This is a genomic window from Polaromonas sp. P1_A2 (genome assembly GCF_056406895.1).
Window position 1 is genome coordinate 825828 of record NZ_JBFTZI010000002.1, and the last position, 17053, is coordinate 842880.

16 protein-coding genes and 1 tRNA gene are annotated in these 17053 nt (G+C 64.6%); 10 read left to right on the top strand and 7 right to left on the bottom strand.

Going from position 1 to position 17053, the window contains the following annotated elements; all coding sequences use genetic code 11:
- The first annotated feature begins 26 nt into the window (after positions 1-26).
- The 4 genes from AC1D09_RS10860 (at position 27) to AC1D09_RS10875 (ending at position 1936) form a co-directional block, all read left to right on the top strand.
- Positions 27-452 (top strand): NfeD family protein, encoded by a 426-nt coding sequence (locus tag AC1D09_RS10860; protein ID WP_477663049.1) that lies wholly within the window; start codon positions 27-29, stop codon positions 450-452.
- 10 nt (positions 453-462) lie between these two features.
- Entirely contained in the window at positions 463-1380 is a 918-nt protein-coding gene (locus AC1D09_RS10865) for an SPFH domain-containing protein (protein ID WP_007865341.1), read from the top strand.
- A 25-nt stretch (positions 1381-1405) separates the two neighbouring features.
- Positions 1406-1780 carry a DUF2237 family protein gene (locus tag AC1D09_RS10870; RefSeq protein ID WP_413330540.1) on the top strand — a complete coding sequence of 125 codons (375 nt, stop codon included), beginning with the start codon at positions 1406-1408 and terminating at the stop codon, positions 1778-1780.
- Between the two features lie 66 nt (positions 1781-1846).
- Positions 1847-1936 (top strand) — tRNA-Ser (locus AC1D09_RS10875).
- A gap of 81 nt (positions 1937-2017) precedes the next feature.
- On the opposite strand, the gene AC1D09_RS10880 is transcribed toward AC1D09_RS10875, so the two are convergent.
- From AC1D09_RS10880 to AC1D09_RS10900, 5 genes are all read right to left on the bottom strand, one after another.
- Entirely contained in the window at positions 2018-2404 is a 387-nt protein-coding gene (locus tag AC1D09_RS10880) for a hypothetical protein (protein ID WP_477663048.1), read from the bottom strand.
- 252 nt (positions 2405-2656) lie between these two features.
- Complete coding sequence (locus tag AC1D09_RS10885; protein ID WP_074575116.1) at positions 2657-3787, bottom strand: branched-chain amino acid ABC transporter substrate-binding protein; 1131 nt, start codon at positions 3785-3787, stop codon at positions 2657-2659.
- Positions 3788-4022: 235 nt separating this feature from the next.
- Entirely contained in the window at positions 4023-4376 is a 354-nt protein-coding gene (locus tag AC1D09_RS10890) for a hypothetical protein (RefSeq protein WP_477663046.1), read from the bottom strand.
- On the bottom strand, positions 4373-4810 hold the full coding sequence (locus AC1D09_RS10895; RefSeq protein ID WP_477663045.1) for a DNA polymerase III subunit chi: 438 nt from the start codon (positions 4808-4810) through the stop codon (positions 4373-4375). Before AC1D09_RS10895 ends, AC1D09_RS10890 begins: the two co-directional genes overlap by 4 nt.
- Positions 4807-6315, bottom strand: coding sequence for a leucyl aminopeptidase (locus AC1D09_RS10900; protein ID WP_477663044.1), 1509 nt, complete (start codon positions 6313-6315; stop codon positions 4807-4809). Before AC1D09_RS10900 ends, AC1D09_RS10895 begins: the two co-directional genes overlap by 4 nt.
- Positions 6316-6380: 65 nt before the next feature.
- Between AC1D09_RS10900 and lptF the strand changes: the two genes are divergently transcribed.
- The 6 genes from lptF (at position 6381) to AC1D09_RS10930 (ending at position 11620) form a co-directional block, all read left to right on the top strand.
- Complete coding sequence (gene lptF, locus AC1D09_RS10905) at positions 6381-7508, top strand: LPS export ABC transporter permease LptF (protein ID WP_477663043.1); 1128 nt, start codon at positions 6381-6383, stop codon at positions 7506-7508.
- The gene (gene lptG / locus AC1D09_RS10910) at positions 7505-8644 is read left to right on the top strand and encodes an LPS export ABC transporter permease LptG (RefSeq protein WP_477701046.1); all 1140 of its coding nucleotides are present in this window, start codon (positions 7505-7507) and stop codon (positions 8642-8644) included. The genes lptF and lptG overlap by 4 nt, the downstream gene beginning before the upstream one ends.
- Positions 8645-8656: 12 nt before the next feature.
- Entirely contained in the window at positions 8657-9037 is a 381-nt protein-coding gene (locus AC1D09_RS10915) for a sirohydrochlorin chelatase (RefSeq protein ID WP_477663041.1), read from the top strand.
- A gap of 90 nt (positions 9038-9127) precedes the next feature.
- A complete protein-coding gene (locus AC1D09_RS10920) occupies positions 9128-10072 on the top strand; it encodes a CysB family HTH-type transcriptional regulator (protein WP_477663040.1) in 945 nt (314 codons plus the stop codon).
- A 109-nt stretch (positions 10073-10181) separates the two neighbouring features.
- Positions 10182-11357 (top strand): pyridoxal phosphate-dependent aminotransferase, encoded by a 1176-nt coding sequence (locus tag AC1D09_RS10925; protein ID WP_477663039.1) that lies wholly within the window; start codon positions 10182-10184, stop codon positions 11355-11357.
- Between the two features lie 104 nt (positions 11358-11461).
- Positions 11462-11620 carry a DUF3309 family protein gene (locus AC1D09_RS10930; RefSeq protein WP_007856361.1) on the top strand — a complete coding sequence of 53 codons (159 nt, stop codon included), beginning with the start codon at positions 11462-11464 and terminating at the stop codon, positions 11618-11620.
- Positions 11621-11690: 70 nt separating this feature from the next.
- Here AC1D09_RS10930 and hrpA read toward each other — a convergent pair whose 3' ends face one another.
- Both hrpA and AC1D09_RS10940 read right to left on the bottom strand, forming a co-directional pair.
- Positions 11691-15566, bottom strand: coding sequence for an ATP-dependent RNA helicase HrpA (gene hrpA, locus AC1D09_RS10935; RefSeq protein ID WP_477701047.1), 3876 nt, complete (start codon positions 15564-15566; stop codon positions 11691-11693).
- A 113-nt stretch (positions 15567-15679) separates the two neighbouring features.
- Entirely contained in the window at positions 15680-16900 is a 1221-nt protein-coding gene (locus AC1D09_RS10940) for a GGDEF domain-containing protein (protein WP_477663037.1), read from the bottom strand.
- Between the last annotated feature and the right edge of the window lie 153 nt (positions 16901-17053).

Below are 17053 nucleotides of genomic sequence, written 5' to 3' on the forward strand. Positions count from 1 at the left end.
GCGGATGACCGACAAAAGGAGGAAGCATGAGTGAATCGACGATCTGGTGGCTGCTGGCCGGCGTGGCGGTCGCGGTGGAACTGGCGACGGGGACGTTTTACCTGCTGATGGTGGCCCTAGGGCTGGCGGCCGCGGCCCTTGCCGCCCACCTGGGCGCCTCAACGTCCGTGCAGCTCATTACCGCGGCCGTGGTGGGCTCGGCCACCGTCGGCATTGCCCATCTTGTCCGCAGCCGGGGCCCCGAGGCCCTGCCGCCCGGGACCAATCCGGACGTCAACATGGATATCGGCGAAACCGTGCAGGTCGACGACTGGCAAGCCGACGGCACGGCGCTGGTGCGCTACCGCGGCGCGCAATGGGCGGTCGTGCAGGCGGCCGGCGCGGTGCCCTCCGCGGGCCTGCACCGTATCCGGGAAGTCATTGGCAGCAAACTGGTCGTAGAAAAAATCTGAGGGAATCACCATGTCGTCTTATGTAGCACTTATCGTTTTTATCGTCGCGATGATCTTTGTCATCCGCGCCATCAAGGTCGTGCCCCAGCAGAATGCCTGGGTCAAGGAGCGCCTGGGGAAATATGCGGGCACCCTGACTCCCGGCCTGAACTGGCTGATTCCCTTTGTGGACCGCGTCGCCTACAAGCACAGCCTCAAGGAAATCCCGCTGGACGTGCCCAGCCAGGTCTGCATCACGCGCGACAACACCCAGCTGCAGGTCGACGGCATCCTGTACTTCCAGGTGACCGACCCGATGCGCGCCAGCTACGGCTCGTCCAACTACATCGTGGCCGTCACGCAGCTGGCCCAGACCTCGCTGCGCTCCGTCATCGGCAAGCTGGAGCTCGACAAGACCTTTGAGGAGCGCGACATCATCAACGCACAGGTCGTTGCCGCCATCGACGAAGCGGCGCTGAACTGGGGCGTGAAGGTGCTGCGCTATGAAATCAAGGACCTAACGCCGCCCAAGGAAATCCTGCACGCCATGCAGTCGCAGATCACCGCCGAGCGGGAAAAACGCGCGCTGATCGCGGCATCGGAAGGCCGCCGCCAGGAACAGATCAACATCGCCACCGGCGAGCGCGAGGCATTCATCGCCCGCTCCGAAGGCGAAAAACTGGCCGCCATCAACAACGCCCAGGGCGAAGCGGCGGCCATCATGGCCGTGGCCGACGCCAATGCCAAGGCCATCGAGATGGTGGCTGCCGCCATCCGCCAGCCCGGTGGCGAGCAGGCCGTGCAGCTCAAGGTCGCCCAGCAGGCGGTAGACGCCTATTCCAAGGTGGCCAAGGACGCCACCACCACGCTGATCGTGCCCAGCAACATGACCGAGGTCGGCGCCCTGATCGGCTCGGCCATGAAAATGGTGCAGGCCAACAAGGCCTGAAACAGGCCTGCCGGGAACACACGCCATGACCGAAAAAAACGTCCTGGGCACGGACCTGGTGCCCTGCTCCTACGACCCGCTCACCGGCTATTTCCGGGACGGCTGCTGCAACACGGACGCCTCGGACCTCGGCTCCCACCTGGTCTGCGTGCGGGTGACCGCCGAATTCCTGGCGTTTTCCGCCTTGCGCGGCAATGACCTGAGCACACCTCGGCCCGCCCACCGTTTTGCCGGGCTCAAGCCGGGCGACCGCTGGTGCCTGTGCGCCAACCGCTGGCGGGAAGCGCTCGAGGCCGGCCAGGCACCGCCCGTGGTGCTGGAATCCACCCACAGCAAGGCACTGGAATTCGTCACCATGGCCCAGCTGGAAAAGCACCGTTTCCAGGGCGCGGTCCATTAGTGCGTGCATTTGTGGCGTGTTTTTCAGCTCGCCAGGCCGAGGCACTGCTATAATCAAAGGCTTCGCGGAAGGGTGGATGAGTGGTTTAAGTCACACGCCTGGAAAGCGTGCGTAGGGTTAAACCTACCGCGGGTTCGAATCCCGCCTCTTCCGCCAGTGAGTCAGTAAAAACGGGGCCTTGCGCCCCGTTTTTCATTTGGCATCCCCCAACACCAGCTCGCCTGCGAGGCCCGGGACCTATTCCGGTTTTGCCTCCGCGCCGGTTTCGGCCAGCTGCTTGAGCTTTTCCATTTCCGATTGCATGTGCTGCAGGAATGCGGCAAAACCCTCACGGCCAAGGCGCTGGATGGCCTCGTCGACTTCCTGCTGGCTGGTGGGACGCGGATAGGCCACCCCATCGATTTCGCACACCGAAGCGGCGGGGTATACAAAACCCATCATGTAAGGCAAATTGGCCGCCTCGGTGCCGAACATCCGGGTGAGCTGGCTTTCGTAGAGGATGTCGAGGGGCTTGATTTTCAGTTTACGCCCCAGGATGTCGGTGAGTACCACGACCTCGTCGGCCGCGGCACCCATGACGCCGGGTGCGGCCTGGTTTTCCAGGTGTGCTTGCGGTTTAGCCATTTTTTATGTCTCCAGGAAGAAGGTTGACCCAATGAGTGCTTTTCAGGCGGGTCGTCGCCGGCGCCTTCCTGCCGGACGTTCAACAACCTGCCTGGGGACATTCTGGGCAGGCAGGTGCATGGAACTTGGGGACATTGTCTTTTGGCGAACAATGTTTCGACGATTTCCTGCCCTGCCCGCAGCGGCCAGTCGCACGGAAAAAGGGCAAAAAAAAGCCACCTTGCGGTGGCTTTTTTGGTTCGCGGTGAACGATCAGTTCAGAGCGGACTTCTTGCCGTCCTTGTAGACGTACAGGGTGATGGCGGGGTTCTTCAGTTCGCCATTGGGTTCGAAGGAGATCGTGGTGGTCACGCCCTTGAAGTTGGTCTTGATCAGCTCAGGGGTGTAAACCTTTGGATCCCAGGAACCGGCGCGCTTCATGGCGTCAACCAGGACAAAAGTCGCGTCATAGGTGTACGGGCTGTAAACCTGGAACTGGTTGGGGTACTTGGCGTCGTAACGCTTTTTCCAGGCTTCGCCGCCAGGCATTTTCGCCAGGGAAGCGCCGCCTTCAGCGCAGACCACGTTGCCGATGGTCTTGGCGCCGGCTGCCAGCTTGGCCAGTTCGGCCGTGCAGATGCCGTCACCGCCGAAGTACTTGACGTTGCTCATGCCGAGCTGTTCCATCTGGCGCAGCATAGGGCCGCCTTGTGGGTCCATGCCGCCGAAGAAGATGGCGTCAGGAGCCTTGGCCTTGACCGCGGTCAGGATGGCCATGAAGTCGGTGGCCTTGTCGGTCGTGAACTGTTCGTCAACGACGGTCATGCCTTTTGCCAGGGCCGTCTTCTTGAACACTTCAGCAACGCCTTGGCCGTAAGCGGTACGGTCGTCGATGATCGCGACTTTCTTCAGCTTCAGTGCGTCGGCGGCATAGAAAGCCAGGCCAGCGCCCAGGGCGTTGTCGTTGGCGATGATGCGGTAGGTGGTTTTGTAGCCTGGCTTGGTCAGGTTGGGGTTGGTTGCAGCGCCCGTGACGTGGGGAATGCCGCAGTCGTTGTAGACCTTGGAAGCGGGAATCGTCGTGCCGGAATTCAGGTGGCCGACCACGCCAGCGACTTTGGAGTCGCACAGTTTTTGTGCGGCTGCCGTGCCCTGTTTTGGATCAGCAGCATCATCTTCAGCAACAATTTCAAACTTGACCTTTTTGCCGCCGATGACCACGTTTTGCGCGTTCAGGTCTTCGATGGCCATGCGCACGCCGTTCTCATTGTCTTTGCCGTAATGGGCCTGCGAGCCGGACAGCGGCGCGACGTGACCGATTTTGACGACTGCGTCTTGGGCAGAAGCAAAACCCGCCACCGCAGCGAGGGCAGCCACTACTGTCAGTTTTAATTTCATTTGCATAAAAAACACTCCGATTAGGAAATTACCGTTAAAGGTTGAGAACGAATTTTTTTACTCAACGGGGCCGAACATAACGCAATTTCCGGGCCCGCACCATAGCAACGTCCCTAGGTTAATTTCTGATAAGGGGGTTTACCCGGGGAGCAGGCCGGCTTATGTGAGGGTGTGTTTCAACAGCGCGCGCGACGGCGCCGCGCGTGCAAAACACGCGGCCCCAAACAGTCACCTGGGTGACCTATCCGCCGGCCGGCGGCGGCTTGGTTTCATTCGCAAAAGCCTGGCTCACGGACTGGCGAACGACTTCCTCGATTTCCTCGCGAAGGCGCGGCGCCAGGCTTTGCGTGTGCTCAAGAATGAGCTGGCCTACCACCTCGCGCAGACGCCGGTCCAGCATCAGGTCCACACGCTGCAGCACGCGCTGCACCATCTGTTCCTGCAGGTCCGGCGAAGCCGCAAGGGCTGCCGGCTGCGCGGGCGAGGCCGGTGCCGCGGCGGCAGGTCCAGAAGCCGGCATGGGCGCGGCGACGGGCCGCACGACTTCCGTCAAGGTCGGGACAAAACGCGGCGGCGCGGGCGGCGGACGGTTCATGCGCCCTCCCCGGCCGTGGCCAGGTCATGCCGTTTCATCGCATAGCCCCTGTCGGTGTAATGTTTCCAGCGGCTGCGCGCGGCGAGGCGATCGTCATCCTCCCGCGCCACCACTTCGATAAACCGTTCAAAGCGCTCGAACTCGGGCGGGATGCCCTGCCCCAGGTTGACCAGCACGCCGTAATGCGGGCAGTCCTGCAGCGACTCGGCCAGCACCACGGGCGAGGCCGCCAGGGTGCTTTGCGCCGAGCCGGCCCGGCAATGCGGCACAAACTCGGCCGGCGAAAAACTCCACATCAGCTGGTCCAGCTCCGCCAGCATCGCGGGCTCACCCGTCACCACCACGCTGGCACCGCTGAGGTAAGCCTTTCGTAGCAAGCGGCAGCTGTAGGCCAGCTTGTCCGGCACGTTGAAGTGAAAAGCGATTTCGGTCATGCCCGTGTTCTGGCGGCGGCCTTGGGTTTGGCGGGCGCCTTGGATTTGGCCGCAGGCGCCTGGCCGAGCAGGTAGTCCAGCAGCAGCGGCACGGGCCGGCCGGTGGCCCCCTTGGCGGCGCCGCCTTTCCAGGCGGTGCCGGCGATGTCCAGGTGAGCCCAGGGGAAGCTGGCCGCAAAGCGCTGGAGGAACTTGGCGGCGGTGATCGCGCCGCCGGCCCTGCCGGCCACGTTGGCGACGTCGGCAAAATTGGTCTTCAGGCCTTCGGCGTAGTCCTCGTCCAGCGGCATCCGCCAGCACAGGTCCATGGACGACTCGCCGGCCTGCGCCAGCGCCTCGGCCAGGGCATCGTCGGTGGAAAACATCCCGCTGCGCACGCCGCCCAGCGCGATCACGCAGGCGCCGGTCAGCGTGGCGATGTCGACCACGGCCCTGGGCTTGAAGCGCTCGGCGTAGGTCAGGGCATCGCAAAGCACCAGGCGGCCCTCGGCGTCGGTGTTCAGGATCTCAATGGTCTGGCCGCTCATGCTGGTGACCACGTCGCCCGGCTTGATGGCGCGGCCGCCCGGCATGTTTTCGCAGGCCGGGATCAGGCCCACCACATTGAGCGCGGGCTGCAGTTCGGCCAGCGCCCGGAAGGTGCCCAGCACGCTCGCGGCGCCGCACATGTCGAATTTCATTTCGTCCATCTCGGCGGCGGGCTTGATGGAGATGCCGCCGGTGTCAAAAGTGATGCCTTTGCCAACCAGCACCACGGGCGCCGCGGATTTGGCCGCGCCGTCGTAGCGCAGCACGATGAAGCGCAGCGGTTCGGCCGAGCCCTGGGCCACGGCCATGAAGGAGCCCATGCCCAGTTTGGCGACCTCTTTGGGGCCCAGCACCTCGACCTTGATATTGCGCAGCTTGCCCAATTCCTTGGCGGCGCCGGCCAGCAGGGTCGGCGTGGCATGGTTGGACGGCCGGTTGGCCCATTCCTTGGCAAATTCCAGGCCCTTGACCAGCGCCACGCCTTTGTCCAGGCCGGCCTTGGCCGCCTTGGCGTTCGCGGCGTCGCCCACAGCCAGCAGCACACGCTGCAGCTTCGAAGGGCTGGCCTTGGACTTGGTGGTGGTGTAGACGTAAGCCGCTTCGCTGCAGGCCGTCACGGCGGCGCGCACGGCCTCGGCCTGCAACCCGTCCAGCAGGTCCAGGCACAGCACAAGGCGCTGCGTGTTGCCGTTCTTGACGGCGCCCAGGGCCGCAGTCACGGCCGTGCGGATGTTTTTGGGACTGGCATCGCCCACCCCCGCCAGCACCAGGCGCGTGGCGGCGATGCCGGGCGCCCGGTAGGCTGCCAGCAGCTTGCCCGGCTTGGCCTCGAAGTCCCCGGACTTGATGGCCAGCGCCGTGAGCGCCGAAAGCGGATCGCTGCCGGCGTCCCGGCCCTGGGGGACCAGCACCAGCAGTGCGTCGGTTTTTTCACTGCAAATGCGGGCGCGGGTCAGTGTTTTGAGTTCAAAGTCCATAATTCAGGGTCTGGTGGGTAAACCAAAGTAAAACAAAAATAAAACAAACGCAGATATTTCAGTCAATGTTATTCCAATCTTCGATTCGCAAAGAGCTGGCGCGCAGTTTCGGGGCCACGCTGGTGGTGCTGGTCACCATCGTGATGACCATTGTGCTGATCCGCACGCTGGGCCAGGCCTCGCGCGGTTTCATCAATCCGCAGGACGTCATGCTCTTCATGGCCTACTCCGCGCTGGGCCGCCTGCCGACCATCCTCACGCTGTCGCTCTTCATCGCCATGGTCAGCACCCTCTCGCGCATGTACCGCGACAGCGAGATGGTGGTCTGGTTCACCAGCGGCCAGGGTCTGGCCGGCTTTCTGCGGCCGCTTTTCCGTTTTTCCTGGCCGGTGCTGCTGGTGATCACGCTGATGGCGCTGTTTGTCTGGCCCTGGACCAACCAGCAGACCAAGGACATGCAAAGCCGCTACGAGCAGCGCGGCGACATAGACCGCATCGCCCCCGGGCAGTTCCAGGAGTCCTCCAGCGGTAACCGGGTGTTCTTCATAGACCGCGAGCTGGCGGGCGCGCGGGCCAGCAACAATGTGTTCATCGCCGCCACCGAAAAAGGCAAAAGCTCCATCACCACCGCGCGTTCCGGCCGCATCGAGGTGCTGAACGACGCCCAGTTCCTGATGCTCGAAAACGGCCAGCGCCTGGAAAACGTGATCGGCCAGCCGGCGCTCAAGATCAGCGACTTCGAGGAGTACGGCACCAAGACCGGCGACTCCAATCCACTCGCTGAAAACACGCCCGAAGCCAAGCTGCTGTCCACCCGCTCGCTGATCAAGGCGCCCACGCGCGGCAACCTCAGCGAACTGGCCTGGCGCATCGGACTGGCGCTGGCAGCCATCAACTTCGTCGTGCTGGCCGTGGCCCTGGCCAGCGTGAACCCGCGCGGCGGGCGCAGCGGCAACATGATTTTTGTGCTGCTGACCTTCGTGGTCTATAACAACCTCGTCAACCTCGGGCAGAGCTGGATTTTTGTGGGCCTCATCAGCTTCAGCAACTTCCTGCTGGCCCTGCACGGCGGCGTGCTGTTGCTGGGCCTGGTCTGGCTGTCCAAGCGGCAGTTCAACTGGGTGCTCAGGCCCGCCCGGCGCATCAAGCGCCAGCCCATGGCCGTGCGCAACACCGAAAGCCAGCAAGCATGAAAACCATACGCCGCCTGATTTACGGGGAAGTGCTGGCCGCCATCGCCCTGGTGGCCCTGGGCTTTCTGGCCCTGTTCTTCTTTTTCGACCTGGTCGACGAACTGCAGTACCTCGGCAAGAGCAACGGCATCAACCCCGGCGAGATTTACCAGATCCGCCATGCGTTGCTGTATGTGGGCCTGCTGGTGCCCAACCACCTTTACGAGCTGCTGCCCATCTCGGTGCTGATAGGCACGATTTTTGTCATGGCGCGGCTGGCCCAGAGTTCGGAATACACCATTTTGCGAACCAGCGGCCTGGGCCCCTGGCGCGCGCTCAAGCTGCTGCTGGTGCTGGGCGCGCTGTTTGTGGTGTTCAGCTTCGTGGTGGGCGACTACGTGGCGCCGGCCAGCGATCGCGCCGCGCAACTGCTCAAGGCGCGCTACCAGAGCAAGATCACCATAGGCCAGACCGGCGCCTGGCTCAAGGAAAAACAGGCCTACAACACCTATGTGGTCAATGTGAGGGCCCTCACCCCCGACAACGAGATGCAGGGCGTGCAGGTGTTCGAGTTCAACAACAAGGGCCTGATCGTCTCCACCACCCAGGCGCCGCTGGCGACTTTTGCCGCCGGCGATGCCTGGCAGCTGCAGCAGGCCACCCGCGCGGAGTTCGAGGTCAGCGGCGCGCCCAGCGCCGCCAGGCCCCAGGAAAGCGCCAAGGTCAGCCGGGCGGTGCTGGAAACCTTTCGCTGGCCCACCGAAATCAGCGCCGAAATGGTCTCGGTGGCGCTGCTCAAGCCCGAGCGCATGGGCACCATAGACCTCTTTAACTACGTGCGCCACCTGGACGCCAACGGCCAGACGGCCCAGCGCTATGAAATCGAGTTCTGGAAAAAGGTGTTCTACCCGCTCAGCTGCCTGGTGATGGTGATCCTGGCCCTGCCTTTCGCCTACCTGCACTTTCGCTCCGGCGGCATCGCGGGTTATGTGTTTGCCGGGGTCATGATAGGCATCAGCTTCTTCCTGCTCAACAACGTCTTTGGCTACATCGGCAACCTGCGCAACTGGATGCCCTGGCTGGCGGCCGCCACGCCCGGCATGCTTTACATGGCCGTCTCGCTGGGCGCTTTCGGCTGGCTGGTGCTGAGGCGCTAGGCAGGTACACGAATGGCCATGGCGACCACAGCACAGCCCCGCGGCATCATCCTGCTGGCCCACGGCTCGCGCGACCCGCTGTGGCGCGCGCCCATAGAAGCCGTGGCCGCGCAGGTGCGCGCCCGCGCGCCCGGCACCCCGGTGCGCTGCGCCTACCTGGAGCTTTGCCCGCCCACCCTGCCTGAAGCCGCGGCCGAACTCGCCGGCGGCGGCGCGCGAGCCATCCGGGTGTTTCCGCTGTTCTTCGGCGTGGGCAAACATGCCCGCGAGGACTTGCCGCGGCTGGTCGGGCAGATCCAGGCCAGCCATCCCGGCATCGCCGTGGAGCTGCTGCCCACCGCCGGCGAGTACCCCGAACTCACGGCCTTGATGGCCGGCATTGCGCTGGGCTGAGGCCGGGCCGGCACGGCGGCCGGCAAGCTGCGGGCCGCCCCTTTAGCGCAATACAGGCATAATAAAGTGAATAATTAGCCTGAATTCGATATGAACCTTCACCAATTCCGCTTTGTCCAGGAGGCCATACGGCGCAACCTGAACCTCACCGAAACCGCCAAGGCCCTGCACACCTCGCAGCCCGGCGTTTCCAAGGCCATCATCGAACTTGAGGAAGAACTGGGCGTGGAAATCTTCGCGCGGCACGGCAAGCGCCTCAAGCGCGTCACCGAGCCCGGCGAGCATGTGCTCAAAAGCATCGAACTCATCATGCGCGAGGTCGGCAACCTGCGCCGCATCGGCGAGCAGTTCTCGGCCCAGGACAGCGGCACGCTGTCCATCGCCACCACGCACACCCAGGCCCGTTATGTGCTGCCGCAGCCGGTGGCCAAGCTGCGCGAGGCCTTTCCCAAGGTCAACGTCAGCCTGCACCAGGGCTCGCCCGACCAGGTGGCGCGCATGGTGCTCGACGAAGTCGCCGAAATCGGCATCGCCACCGAGTCGCTGACGCAGTACGACGACCTCGTCACCCTGCCCTGCTACGAATGGCAGCACATGCTGGTGATCCCGGTGGACCACCCGCTGGCGAAAAAGGAAAACATCACGCTGGAAGACCTCGCCGAGGAGCCGCTGATCACCTACCACCCATCCTTCACCGGCCGTACCAAGATCGACCTGGCCTTCGCCGCCAAGCGCCTGCAGCCGCGCATCGCGCTGGAGGCCATCGACTCCGACGTCATCAAGACCTATGTGCGCCTGGGCCTGGGTGTGGGCATCGTGGCCGAGATGGCCATCAAGGAAGACGGCACCAACAGCGACCTGATCGCCATCCCGGCGGGGCCGCTGTTCGGCATCAACGTGGCCCGCGTGGCCTTCAAGCGCAGCGCCTACCTGCGCAACTTTGTCTACAAGTTCGCCGAACTGCTCAGCGACAAGCTGGACCGTGCGCTCATCACAAAAGCCATGGCCGGCCGCGTCAACGATTACGAGATTTGACCCTCCCCCGAAGCGGCCTGCGGCCGCCTCCCCCTCAAGGGGGCGCCGCTGGCGGCCCGGCAAAGCCGGTTCCGCGGCGGCCACTTGAAAAAACCATCACTTTGCAATCATGACCACCACTCAAGAACGCACCCCCACGCTGACCACCAAGCTGCCCGCCGTCGGCACCACCATCTTCACGGTCATGTCCACCTTGGCCGCCGAAAAAGGCGCGGTCAACCTGGGCCAGGGTTTTCCTGATTTTGAATGCGACCCGCAGTTGGTCAATGCCGTCACCGACGCCATGACCCGGGGCCTGAACCAGTACCCGCCCATGACGGGCGTGCCGGTGCTGCGCGAGGCCATCTCAGCCAAGGTGGCCAGGCTCTACGGCCACCACTACGACGCCAACAGCGAGATCACCATCACGGCGGGCGCAACGCAGGCCATCATCACCATCATCCTGGCCGTGGTCCATCCCGGCGATGAAGTCATTGTGCTGGAGCCTTGCTACGACAGCTATGTGCCCAATATCGAGCTGGCCGGCGGCAAGGTGGTTCGCGTGCCGTTGACGCCGGGCACCTTCCGCCCCGACTTCGGCAAGATCGCCGCGGCCATCACGCCGCGCACGCGCGCCATCATCGTCAACTCGCCGCACAACCCCAGCGCCACGGTCTGGAGTGAGGCCGACATGCTGGCGTTGCAGGAGCTGCTGGCGCCCACCGACGTTCTCCTGATCAGCGACGAGGTCTACGAGCACATGGTCTTCGACGCGGCCCAGGGCCGCCTCCACCAGAGCGCGGCGCGCTTTCCGGGCCTGGCCGCGCGCGCCTTTATCGTGAGCAGCTTCGGCAAGACTTACCACGTCACCGGCTGGAAGGTCGGCTATGTGGCCGCGCCCGCGGCCCTCACCGCAGAATTCCGCAAGGTGCACCAGTTCAACGTCTTCACGGTCAACACGCCGGTGCAGCACGGCCTGGCCGCCTACATGGCCGACGAGCAGCCCTACCTGGGCCTGCCGGCCTTCTACCAGCGCAAGCGCGACCTGTTCCGGGACGGCCTGGCCAAAACCCGCTTCAAGCTGCTGCCCAGCGAAGGCAGCTACTTCCAGTGCGTGGACATCTCCGAGGTCAGCGATCTCGATGAAGCCGAATTCTGCAAATGGCTGACCACCGAGATCGGCGTCGCGGCCATTCCGCTGTCGGCTTTTTACGGCAACGGCTTCGACCAGCGCGTGGTGCGCTTTTGTTTTGCCAAAAAAGACGAAACTCTGAACACCGCCCTGCAGCGCCTGGCCAGGCTGTAGGCCAAGGCTGTCAGCATTGACCGACGGCTGGACAGGCCCCCCTCCTGCTTGATCGTGCCTGGGCCCGGGCAAGAATCAAGGCACATAAAACAAGGAGTGCTTTCATGTCCCTCTCGCTCATCCTGCTGATTGTCTTGATCCTGATCCTGGTCGGCGCCCTGCCCACCTGGGGCCACAGCCGCAGCTGGGGCTATGGGCCCAGCGGCGGTATCGGCCTCGTGGTGCTGATCCTCGTGATCCTGCTGCTGATGGGACGCATCTAGCCACACGCCTCACCAGGAAAAATGGCCTTGCATTGCAAGGCCATTTTTTTGCGCACCTCAAAACCCGGCATCAACTATTCAGTTGCGCCCAGGCCTTGTCTAGGCGTTTAACGCTCACCGGCTGCGGCGTGCGCAGTTCCTGCGCAAAAAAGCTCACGCGCAGTTCCTCCAGCAGCCAGCGGAACTCCTGCATGCGCGCGTCGACCGCGCCCTTGCGTTCGGCCACCAGGCGCCAGTAGCGCTGTTCCTGCGGCCGCAGTTCGGCCAGGCGAGCCGCGTCGCGTGCCGGGTCGGCGCGCCATTTTTCCAGCCGCAAGGTGATGGCTTTGAGGTAGCGCGCGAAATGCTGCAGCTGCGCATAAGGCGTGAGCGCCAGAAAACGCTTGGGCACCAGGCGCTGCAGTTGCTGGGCGGCGTCGGCCGCGGCTTCGGCGGCGTTTTTGCTGTCCTTGATCTTGCGCTGGGCCACGGCGAATTCGGTGAGGATGCCCGCGGCCAGCCGGGCCACCTCGCTGGCGATCAGGGTCAGGCGGCCCCGCCCGTCGTCTATGCGCTTCTTGAATTCGCCCTCGCTGGTGGGCAGCGGATCGAGCAGGAAGGCGCGGTCCAGCGCGACCTCGATGATCTGCTCGCGCAGTTCCTCGAGTGTGCCGCCGCCGGAGTTGTCGGCCGCGCGTCCCACCAGCATGTAGGCCGTGGCCATCTTCTGCAGCTCGGGCAGGTTCTTCTCGAGGTATTTGAGCGCGTCCTTGATCTGCAGCGCAAACAGCCGGCGCAGGCCGGCACGGTGTTTGGCGGCCGCCGCATCGGGTTCGTCGAACACCTCGATGGTGACTGCATCGCCCAGGTCGATCAGCGCCGGAAAGCCGATCAGCGTCTGCGAACCCTTGCGGATTTCCATCAGCTCGGGCAGTTCGCCAAAACTCCAGCCCGTGTAGCGTTCCGCCACCTTGACCGCCGGTTTTTCCGCCGCTGCCGGAGCGCCAGGCTTGCCGGCAGGGGGAGTCTTGCCTGGAGTGGCGGCCGGCTCGGGCGCTTTGGCCAGGTTTTTGAGCCCGGCCAGTGCCTGGAAAGCGCCGCGCGCCTGTGAGCCCAGCTCGCCCTTGAGCGCGCCCAGGTTGCGGCCCGCGCCCAGCTGGCGGCCGTGCTCGTCGACCACGCGGAAGTTCATGAACAGGTGCGGCGGCAGCATGTCCAGCTTCATATCGTTGCGCTTGATGTCCAGCGAGGTCGCGTCGCGCACCAGCTTGAGCACCGCGTCCGTCAGCGAGCCGCTGCCGAAGACCTCGGGCTGCAGCAGCTGCTCCGTCATGCGGGCAGCGGTCTCGGGCAGCGGCACCAGGCGCGAGCGCGGTCGCTGGTGCAGGGTCTTGATCAGCGCCTGGACCTTGTCCTTGAGCATGCCGGGCACCAGCCACTCGCAGCGCTCCTCGTTGACCTGATTGAGCGCGAACAGCGGCACCTCGACGGTCACGCCGTCGCGCGCGTCGCCGGGCTCGTGCAGGTAGGTCACCAGGCAGTCCACACCGCCCATGCGCAGGGTTTTGGGAAACGATTGCGTGGTGATGCCGGCCGCTTCGTGGCGCATCAGCTCTTCGCGTGTCAGCAGCAAGAGCTGCGGCTGCTTTTTCGACTCTTCCTTGTACCAGTGCTCGCAGCCCGCGCCGCTGTGCACGTCGGCCGGTAGCTGCTGGTCATAAAAGGCGTAAATCAGCTCCTCATCGACCAGCACGTCCTGGCGCCTGGCCTTGTGTTCCAGGTCCTGCACCTGCTGGATCAGCTTCTGGTTGGCCGCCAGGAAAGGCAGCTTGGTGTCCCAGTTGCCGGCCACCAGCGCCTCACGGATGAAGATCTCGCGCGCCGTGACCGGATCGACCCGGCCGAAGTTGACGCGCCGGCCGTTGTAGACCACCAGGCCGTACAGCGTGGCGCGCTCCAATGCCGTGACCTGGGCGGCTTTTTTCTCCCAGTGCGGATCCAGCAGCTGTTTGCTGAGCAGGTGGCCGGCTACCTGCTCTATCCAGGCCGGGTCTATGTTGGCGATGCCGCGGCCGAACAGGCGCGTGGTTTCCACCAGTTCGGCCGCCACGATCCAGCGGCCCGGCTTTTTGCTCAGGCGCGCGCCGGGGTGGCGGTAAAACTTGATGCCGCGCGCGCCCAGGTACCAGTCTTCCTCGTCGCTCTTGCAGCCTATATTGCCCAGCAGGCCGCACAGCATCGAAAGATGCAGTTGCTCATAGCTGGCCGGTTTGTCATTGAGCGCCCATTTCTGCTCGCCGACCACCGTATGCAGCTGCGAATGGATGTCGCGCCATTCACGCACGCGGCGCACGTTGACGTAATTCTCGCGCAGCAGGTTTTCATACTGGCGGTTGGAGAGCTTGTGGTCCGTGCCGTGGCCGCCGCGCGCGTCGCCCAGCCATTTCCAGAGCTTGAGGTAGCCGCTGAACTCGCTTTTTTCGTCGTCGAACTTGGCGTGCTGCTGGTCGGCCTGGGCCTGCTTGTCCATGGGCCGGTCGCGCACGTCCTGCACGCTGAGCGCGCTGGCAATCACCAGCACCTCGTCCAGCGCGTTGCGGTCCCTGGCTTCCAGGATCATGCGGCCCACGCGCGGGTCCAGCGGCAGTTTGGCCAGCGTGCGGCCCACGGGCGTGAGTTCGTTGTCCTCGTCCACCGCGCCCAGCTCGGCCAGCAGCTGGTAGCCGTCGGCAATCGCGCGGCGCTGCGGCGGTTCGATGAAGGCGAACTCCTCGACATTGCCCAGGTGCAGCGCCTTCATGCGGAGGATCACCGAAGCCAGCGAGCTGCGCAGGATTTCCGGGTCGGTAAAGGGCTGGCGACCCTGGAAGTCTTTCTCGTCATACAGCCGTATGCAGATGCCGTCGGCCACCCGGCCGCAGCGGCCGGCACGCTGGTTGGCCGCCGCCTGCGACACCGGCTCCACCATGAGCTGCTCGACCTTGTTACGAAAGCTGTAGCGCTTGACGCGCGCGGTGCCGGCATCGATCACATAACGGATGCCGGGTACGGTCAGCGAAGTTTCGGCCACGTTGGTGGCCAGCACGATGCGCCGGCCGCTGTGACCGTCAAAAATGCGGTCCTGCTCGGCCTGGCTCAGGCGCGCGAACAGCGGCAGCACCTCGGCATTGCGTGTCAACGGCTGGTGCGCCAGGTGCTTGCGCAAATGGTCGGCCGCCTCGCGGATCTCACGCTCACCGGGTAAAAACACCAGAATGTCGCCCGCGCTGTGCGGGCTCAGCCAGAGTTCATCGACCGCGTCGGCGATCGCGTCGTTCAGGTCATGCTCGCGCGACTCTTCAAACGGCCGGTAGCGCTGCTCCACCGGAAACATGCGGCCCGACACCATGATGACCGGAGCGGGCCCTTTGGCGGATGCGAAGTAATCGGCAAAGCGCTGCGCATCAATCGTCGCCGAGGTGATGACCACCTTGAGGTCGGGCCGGCGCGGCAGCAACTGGCGTAGATAGCCCAGCAGGAAGTCGATGTTCAGGCTGCGCTCGTGGGCCTCATCGATGATGAGGGTGTCGTAGGCCTTGAGCAACGGATCGGTCTGCGTCTCGGCCAGCAGGATGCCGTCGGTCATCAGCTTGACGGAGGCATCGTGCGAGAGCCGGTCCTGGAAGCGCACCTTGTAGCCCACCACCTCGCCCAGCGGCGTCTTGAGCTCCTCGGCGATACGCTTGGCCACGCTGGAGGCAGCGATGCGGCGCGGCTGGGTGTGGCCTATGAGCCGGCCCTGCCCCGGCGGGTAATTGAGTTTGCCGCGCCCCATGGCCAGCGCGATCTTGGGCAGTTGTGTGGTCTTGCCCGAGCCGGTCTCGCCGCAGACGATGACGACCTGGTGGGCCGCCATCGCGGCGGTGATTTCATCGCGCCTGCCGGAGACGGGCAGCGATTCGGGAAAAGTGATGGTCAGGGGAGTCAAAGCTGGGGACAAAGGGAAGAGCCGAAAAGAATGCCGCGGGGCCGGGACGGCCAAAGCCGCCAATTATCGGCGCTTCCGGAAAGTCCCGCGCGCCGGGGGAGCGCCGCACCGGCTCAGGCCGCCAGCACCGGCATGTCGACGATTTCCCCGCTGCTCTCGTCAAACCAGGCAATGCGGCTGGGATAGCCCAGTGCCGCGCGCGACATGCCGCGCCCCAGGCCCACCGCCGAAGAGGCGCGCGCATCGGTTTTGGACACCCGCAGCACGCCAAGCCCTACCTCCGCTGCCCAGGGCGTCTGCTGGCCGGCCGCTGTGCCGGCTTCCAGGCTGGTATTGAGCGCCACGGTGCGCGTCAGGGCAGCCTGCACACGGCGCGCCAGGTGGATCAGGTCGCCGCTGTCGTGGCAGTTGCGCATCAGCAGCAAAAACCCGTCCTCGCCCAGCCGCCCCATCTCCACATGGGCCGGCACGCTGCGCCGCAGCCGCCCCGCGCAGACAAACAGCGCATGGTTGACGGCCGCCAGGCCGTAGAGTTTTTCCAGCACATAGAGGTTGGCGATGGAGACCACGATGACGCCCAGCGGCACCGGCTTGTCGCGGTAGTCCCTGAAAGCGCCGTTCACCATATTGTTGGTTTCGCTGTTGGAACGCATGCGGGTGACGGGGTCGTAGCTGGGGCCGTAGGCCATGGCCTGGTTCAGCTCGATCAGGTAGGAATAGCGTATCCACAGCACCGACGCCATGGTGGCCAGGTAGGCCGTGCCCGCCAGCGCGCTGACCGCATGCGCCTGCCAGGGCACGTGGGCACGGTCCAGCGCCGCCCAGCTCAAGCCCACGATGGCCACCAGCATGAAGCCCACACCCGCCACCGCCACCCACGCCAGGCGGTCGCCGCGCAGGGCGCTGCGCAGGCTCAGGGCCAGCGCCACAAAGCCCATCAACGCGGCCGCGGCCAGGCTCAGCATCAGGGACTGCTGCGGGCTCACGGCCCAGCCCAGCGCGATGACCAGGGCCGCGACGCCCGCCAGCAGCAGCAAGGCGCGCCGCTGGGATGCGGGGCTGCGCAAAATGCCCAGGATAGAGAACAGCAGGTAGGCCAGCAAAACCGACACCAGGCTGGCCACATGGGCCAGGAAACGGTCCAGCGTGTCGGCGTCGCCTATGGGCAGGGCGCCCAGAAAAGCCACCACAAAGAAGGTCGAGGCCAGGGCCGAGGCGGCGGCATTGACAGCGATGCGCCGCAGGGACCGGATATAGGCAAACACCGAACCAGCCAGCATCAGGCCGGCTGATCCGAAATAGCAGCCCCAGAACCCGATCGCATATTTATCCATGACACCCTGACCATACCCTGCCGTACCCTGTTCGCCAAGCCCTAAAAAGAGGGGTCGCCAGCGACGGATACCCCCCGGGCCGGCCGCGTCTCCCTTACACTCACTGGACTTTTTCGTTTGCCGGGAAAAGCAGTGCCTTGCCCTGCGGCCGCC

Excerpts from the sequence above, each read along its gene's own strand:
- AC1D09_RS10860 (WP_477663049.1), top strand. The coding sequence starts at position 27 with ATGAGTGAATCGACGATCTGGTGGCTGCTGGCCGGCGTGGCGGTCGCG.
- AC1D09_RS10865 (WP_007865341.1), top strand. The coding sequence starts at position 463 with ATGTCGTCTTATGTAGCACTTATCGTTTTTATCGTCGCGATGATCTTT.
- AC1D09_RS10870 (WP_413330540.1), top strand. The coding sequence starts at position 1,406 with ATGACCGAAAAAAACGTCCTGGGCACGGACCTGGTGCCCTGCTCCTAC.
- AC1D09_RS10880 (WP_477663048.1), bottom strand. The coding sequence starts at position 2,404 with ATGGCTAAACCGCAAGCACACCTGGAAAACCAGGCCGCACCCGGCGTC.
- AC1D09_RS10885 (WP_074575116.1), bottom strand. The coding sequence starts at position 3,787 with ATGCAAATGAAATTAAAACTGACAGTAGTGGCTGCCCTCGCTGCGGTG.
- AC1D09_RS10890 (WP_477663046.1), bottom strand. The coding sequence starts at position 4,376 with ATGAACCGTCCGCCGCCCGCGCCGCCGCGTTTTGTCCCGACCTTGACG.
- AC1D09_RS10895 (WP_477663045.1), bottom strand. The coding sequence starts at position 4,810 with ATGACCGAAATCGCTTTTCACTTCAACGTGCCGGACAAGCTGGCCTAC.
- AC1D09_RS10900 (WP_477663044.1), bottom strand. The coding sequence starts at position 6,315 with ATGGACTTTGAACTCAAAACACTGACCCGCGCCCGCATTTGCAGTGAA.
- lptF (WP_477663043.1), top strand. The coding sequence starts at position 6,381 with ATGTTATTCCAATCTTCGATTCGCAAAGAGCTGGCGCGCAGTTTCGGG.
- lptG (WP_477701046.1), top strand. The coding sequence starts at position 7,505 with ATGAAAACCATACGCCGCCTGATTTACGGGGAAGTGCTGGCCGCCATC.
- AC1D09_RS10915 (WP_477663041.1), top strand. The coding sequence starts at position 8,657 with ATGGCCATGGCGACCACAGCACAGCCCCGCGGCATCATCCTGCTGGCC.
- AC1D09_RS10920 (WP_477663040.1), top strand. The coding sequence starts at position 9,128 with ATGAACCTTCACCAATTCCGCTTTGTCCAGGAGGCCATACGGCGCAAC.
- AC1D09_RS10925 (WP_477663039.1), top strand. The coding sequence starts at position 10,182 with ATGACCACCACTCAAGAACGCACCCCCACGCTGACCACCAAGCTGCCC.
- AC1D09_RS10930 (WP_007856361.1), top strand. The coding sequence starts at position 11,462 with ATGTCCCTCTCGCTCATCCTGCTGATTGTCTTGATCCTGATCCTGGTC.
- AC1D09_RS10940 (WP_477663037.1), bottom strand. The coding sequence starts at position 16,900 with ATGGATAAATATGCGATCGGGTTCTGGGGCTGCTATTTCGGATCAGCC.